Origin of the sequence: Synechococcus sp. R55.7, from assembly GCF_047461955.1 — a bacterium.
GTDB lineage: Bacteria > Cyanobacteriota > Cyanobacteriia > Thermostichales > Thermostichaceae > Thermostichus.
In genome coordinates this window covers 1-898 of the sequence record NZ_JANSIC010000411.1, presented here as the reverse complement: position 1 = coordinate 898, position 898 = coordinate 1, and the positions used below count along the sequence as shown (strand labels likewise).

At 55.7% G+C, this 898-nt stretch carries 1 protein-coding gene; it reads right to left on the bottom strand.

Features of this window, described 5'->3' with window-relative positions; all coding sequences use genetic code 11:
* The coding region (locus NW820_RS12825) for an RNA-guided endonuclease InsQ/TnpB family protein (protein WP_414407696.1) at positions 1-898 on the bottom strand (898 nt) is incomplete at both ends.

The window sequence follows — 898 nt, the reverse complement described above, 5'->3', positions numbered from 1 at the left end:
CAGCCCCCAAAAGCGCAATCACCTTCGCACCGTTAAAATCCGCATCCCCTTCCCAACCGCAGTGCCCGCATTTGAACTGCTTACCCTTGCGATAGGATTGAGCGGAGTCGGGATGAATATGCAGGCACTTGTGGCAGATCTGCGAGGTATAGGCCGCAGGGACAGCTACCACTTTGACACCCGCCCTCACAGCCTTGTATTCGATAAACCGCCGCAGCTGGTAGAACGCCCAGCTATTGCTACGCCGCCGCTCCTCACGACTGCGGGGGTGTTGATTGGTGCGTTCTCGAATGCCGCTTAAGTCCTCAATTGCAATGCAGGCAGAAAGAGATTGAGCTGTTTTAACGATGCGCTTAGCGATACTGTGGTTCACCCAAGCTTGAAAGCGTCTCTCCTTGCCAGACAGCCGTTGCAGCAGTTGACGGCATCGCCGCCTGCAACTGCGGGTGCCCTTACTGGCCTTGCGCTGAAGAGACGCTCTTAACCGACAGTAGTGATCTCGGACTTTGTTCAGCTGCTGTCCATTCCAGTTGTCTCCTTCGGAGGTATGTGCAATGTCTCGCCGTCCCAGGTCAACACCAATCACCTTGTCGGTGTTCTGTTGCTTGGGGGGCTCTGCCTCGACACAAATCTGGATGGAGTAGGAGCCGTCCTTCCGCTGGACTAGGGTGGCCGATTTGGGGTTAGAGCCAGCCAGCATTCCCCTCTGGTAGTTGCCAATGGCTAGCTCAAAGCGTTCTCTTCCATCAACCGTGGCAAGCGACACTGTCCAGTCTTTCTCGCGAAACGAGAAGATACGTGCATCGTAGGTAACGAACCTACGCTTGAACTCTTTAACTGGACGGTTGCGCTGTCTCGCCACTTTGCGAGCGCCTGCCACCCGTCTGCAGACCTGTTG